This is a genomic window from Paraburkholderia sp. BR14320 (assembly GCF_040948665.1).
Classification (GTDB): Bacteria; Pseudomonadota; Gammaproteobacteria; order Burkholderiales; family Burkholderiaceae; genus Paraburkholderia; species Paraburkholderia youngii.
In genome coordinates this window covers 1-4,333 of the sequence record NZ_JBFPKG010000129.1, presented here as the reverse complement: position 1 = coordinate 4,333, position 4,333 = coordinate 1, and the positions used below count along the sequence as shown (strand labels likewise).

At 50.7% G+C, this 4,333-nt stretch carries 4 protein-coding genes; 1 reads left to right on the top strand and 3 read right to left on the bottom strand.

The features are described from left to right. Positions 1-34 precede the first annotated feature (34 nt). A complete protein-coding gene (locus tag AB3X89_RS38970) occupies positions 35-292 on the top strand; it encodes a hypothetical protein (RefSeq protein ID WP_368587910.1) in 258 nt (85 codons plus the stop codon). A 235-nt stretch (positions 293-527) separates the two neighbouring features. Here AB3X89_RS38970 and AB3X89_RS38965 read toward each other — a convergent pair whose 3' ends face one another. From AB3X89_RS38965 to AB3X89_RS38955, 3 genes are all read right to left on the bottom strand, one after another. Next, entirely contained in the window at positions 528-785 is a 258-nt protein-coding gene (locus tag AB3X89_RS38965; RefSeq protein WP_368587909.1) for a PAAR domain-containing protein, read from the bottom strand. A 1,294-nt stretch (positions 786-2,079) separates the two neighbouring features. Beyond that, positions 2,080-2,628 (bottom strand): hypothetical protein, encoded by a 549-nt coding sequence (locus AB3X89_RS38960; RefSeq protein WP_368587908.1) that lies wholly within the window; start codon positions 2,626-2,628, stop codon positions 2,080-2,082. Further along, complete coding sequence (locus tag AB3X89_RS38955) at positions 2,625-4,214, bottom strand: glycoside hydrolase family 19 protein (RefSeq protein ID WP_368587907.1); 1,590 nt, start codon at positions 4,212-4,214, stop codon at positions 2,625-2,627. Before AB3X89_RS38955 ends, AB3X89_RS38960 begins: the two co-directional genes overlap by 4 nt. Between the last annotated feature and the right edge of the window lie 119 nt (positions 4,215-4,333).

Below are 4,333 nucleotides of genomic sequence, written 5' to 3'. Positions count from 1 at the left end.
CGGCCTCACAGTGCTTTAAAAAGGTTGATGCGCGTTGAAATTGCACAATGCGAAAGATTTAGCGACGGTGGGCGCTCAAATCGTGGAAGGTCGATTCCGGGCGGGGGTATTTCCGCATCCTGCTAAGGCTGCCATCGACAACACCCTGAACATCATTCTCATCGCGATTAGCCGAGAAACGCCAGGTATGACCTATCAGCGCGAGTGGCACGCTGGCAATGGCGTGGCATCTTTCCATCTCGCAGTCGCTCACGTGATTCACCGCCAGTGCCTCACTGCGTCGCGCATGTAGATAACCAAGACGGAGGCACAGCAAAAATGTCCATGAAAGCATCGGATAGCCGACTAGACAGAACCAAAACCAGATCGGATTGGTTGATCTGCCTTGCGGCCAAAGAACAAGTGTTAGTGCGGCACCAAAACAAAGGAGGACGACTAGAAGCGCAGTCCAAACCAGTTTTGATAGTTGTGGAGGCGCCGGTACAGCCATCCGCGGCGGTACGCGAGCGAAATCGATTGGCATTCGTTTATCTGACTGTCGCACCATCCGAAAGGGCAATGAGGACGCTTCCGCACTGAGTCTTGTCTCCATCTCGTGAAAGCGGTGTGCCACCATCCTTGATGCTGCTGCTTCCCTCCACGATTGTGTTGTCGCCGTGAATTGGACAGGAGACGAGATCTCCGACGCGGGCCGCGCGGCGCCCCTTGACTTTGATTCGATCCGAGCCGGTTAGGATTTTTCCTCCGTGACTCGTGCTGTCGCCTTCGTATGCTAATTTTTTCATTCAGTTCATCTGCACAATTAGATGTAGTCAAAAAATTTGTCGCGCCGTCCTAATGCAAATCGAAATCAGAAGGCAAGGCCTGGTTTATTCCATCAAAGACCCCTTCTTGGAAAAGCTTTTGTACCTCGAAGCTCGACACTCCCTATCAAAAATAACCTGTCCATTCTTTAACACGTACAACCGTCCCCATCAAACCGAAGTACAACTTATGTATACACCGTATTTGCAAACCACGCATGCTGCTCTCCCAGATGCCGGAAATTGCGAATATTTTATTAGGGGGAGCGTCTATTTCTGGATACACAAACACATGGCTCTTTTCCATACTTATATTTCACGCATCATTCACTTGGACGATAATTAATTTTTTTGCACTATCATACAGATGATAAGTATATCGATCCCGAGAAAATGCCCTCTGCCTGAGCAGATTCAAAAAATGAAGTCACTTTATTATATCGATCCAGACCATCAGCGTAGCTATTCTGTGCGCATTCACAATCTCTGTGCCACCCGAACGTCCTAGTTATCGATGCCGTCTACCGTGGCGAGTGTTGTTATCCCTCTGAATGCTCGAGGGCTGAACTGCTGATACGTCCCGTCGTCGCATGTATGGTTGGAAATCGTCTTTCCATCCCTTTTAACATAAATTCCATTCGGAAATCCTTGATATAGCACATATTGATAGTGGCCAGAGTTGAATTTTAGATGCGTAAATTCACACTCCCCTCACGGATATCACTCAACGAAAACCATTTTCGAGGAGGAAATGGATTTTTCGGGAATTCTATTTCCATTTTATCTGCCTTTCCAAAACGATACTGCACATACCCGTTGTCAGGCGAGACATTTCCTGACGCGCAGATCGACATTATCTTTCCATTGGTTTGACAACTGAAATAAACCTCCTCTTGAGGATAACAAAGCGTAACCTCGTCAGCCCTCACACCAATACCAAACAAAATTAATCCAGCAACGAAGATTCTCTTTACAAACCTGATCAGATTGCAATCCGTAATCAATTGAAATCTCCTTTTCTCCATATTTCATTGAGATTGGCAACACGCTCCGCGTAACTATAGAGATAGATTTTGATAATCCGGTCGACAGTTTTCGAAATCCATTCTCTTTACTGAAATGTCCGCGCGTCCAAACTGTCTCAGGCGTCGTTTGACGTGATCGCAACACAAAGAGCAAGCAGTTTCACCGGTGCTGGGTGCAACCAACAGCACAGCCGGATTTGCCAGGATTTTTCTTATTTGGAAGCCATAAGACTGTCGTCGCCTCAATGAAATCATTTGTAGCCCCATTCGACAAGCTGACGTCTTACCGCTGATGCGTTCCTATATTTGTAAGTTACCCGTTTCCCTTCACGGGTGCCGTCGAAACCAACGCCGAAACGTTTTGTCAGTACGCTGTCCTCTTTCAACTTCGTCAATAAGCCGCCGGCCTTTTCGATCTGTTCGTCGTAGACAAATACCTGATAGATGCTTCCGCCAGTTCCGATGGACGGACTGTCAGCAGCCCATGTCACTATGATGAAAAGCTTCTTCGGCCTTCTTCCACTCACAAACACGCTTTTGATTTCCGGGCTGACTCCGCCCTCTGCTTCATACAGATCGACCGGAATACGCCCTGTTTCCGTAGTACCTGTTAGATATGCTCGTACTCCGTCTCCGTCCTGGCTCGGCGCCGCACAGAACTCTATAGTCGTTCCATCGCCCAAAAAGGAGATGTGGTAGCTCTTTTGTTCGATCGCACTTGATATACTCGGACAGAAAAAAGTTAGACACAAACTCAGAATGAACGCGTGCACAAACGTTGCTGAAACGAAGCTTCTCATCGACTAATCTCACTGAAAATTCCGTTGTCCCATATGATATGGAAGTTGTTTTTTCGCGCGCGGTAGCTGTCCGTGTGAAGATTTATAATTTTTGTTATCCGATCGACTACGTCATCGGTGTGCCCCATGTCAGCTATCTCTGGCAGATGGCTGGAAATCCAGAAGTAGATTGCTGAACGCACCGCGTATCTCATTTCCGATATCAAATCAGGGTTAGCAATGAAATCAACGTCGTCGCGCGCCCACAAAGTCGGATAAAAACTCTGGAAGCCAGCATAATTGGCTCTTCCGGTAAGTTGCTTGAGTCCTCTGCCTCTGAACCGCCAACCGTCACCACTCGCGATGGAACCATTTCCAATTTTGTTCGCGTAGGCACGGTTTGCTATTTCTTCTGGCTGAGCCAAGTGCGACGCAGTTCTTCCATACAACTCAGCTTCGTCCGGATGTGCTGAGAAATATGAAAACTTTTGTGACAATACGTACGACCGATAGTTGAGATTCTCCGAAGTGTTAAGAGCGGTGCCTGCCTCTTGCCGGATTTGGGCAAAGAAGTGTGACAGCCGGAGTGGAGAACCAAGCTTGTAGTCCTCCAAGCGGGGATTGAGTTCATCCGCCACAATCTGCAACTGATCGGTCGATGCTTCTGTAAAGATGCGCTTAAGCATTTCAACGGTGACCTGGCCAGGGACACGAAGAAAATTCCCCACCAACCCAATCGGATGAATATGAAACACATTCGACGCAGGGAAGTCAGCCAGCCCGGCCTTGACCGCATCCCACCAGACCAGCTTCTCAATCCGCCTCTGTTCCTCGACATGCTCCGGCTTCGGCCCCGTGCGCTGCTCAATGGCAGCAATCAACTGCTTCCACTTGTCCGGATTCGCCCACTCGCTCTCGTGCTGAATAATCAGCCTCGACATGCGCAGCGCCGTCCATGGGTCGCTCGATGCGTTACGCAGGTCATCGGCCGCCTGCGCGCGGTCACCGGCCAGCTTCAGCGCCTGGTAAATCGATGTCATCAGCGGACTGAGCTTGCCCAGAGAACCCACGTCCGGCACGTCTGCACCGATCGAATAGTCGACAAACCCGTTCGTCGTCGCGAACAACGTATGCGTCGGATCATGCGCGTCGTCCAGCGTCTTGAAGTCCACCCATTTCTGGGCAAACTCCCGCGTTACCGTCCCGCCCGCAAAGCTCTGTTCCCGCACCCAGCCATCAATCGGCTGATGACGGACATCCGCGCTGTCAATCTTCCACCAGCGCCGCTTGTCGCCATCGCTCCCAGCCACTGTCTCGATGTACTGACGATCCGCACTTCCCTTCGCAAGCGCACCTAGTGGAAAGACTTCGATTACACCAGTCTGTGGGGCTTGAGCCCCTTCCTCATCGTGCCGCTTGTACAAGGTCGTCCCACTATCGATCCGCTGAATCGTTGGCTCGCTGGGAAGGACCAACTGCTGCCACGCACTGACATGAGCGCCGTTCTGCCTGATCCAGGCACGCCCGGCGTCGATGAATGACTTGACGCTGTCGTCACAAAAGACTTCGATGTGCACCATCCGGTTGCCGGAAGTCTGCTGGGACACTCAGTCCAAAATACGCCTCGAACGTCGGACCGATCTGACCCGTGCTGGGATTGGCCGAGCTGCCTTGGCGTTGACCTGTCGATCGGGCTCCGGCGTTCCCCGAGCGTTGCCGGGCCCAG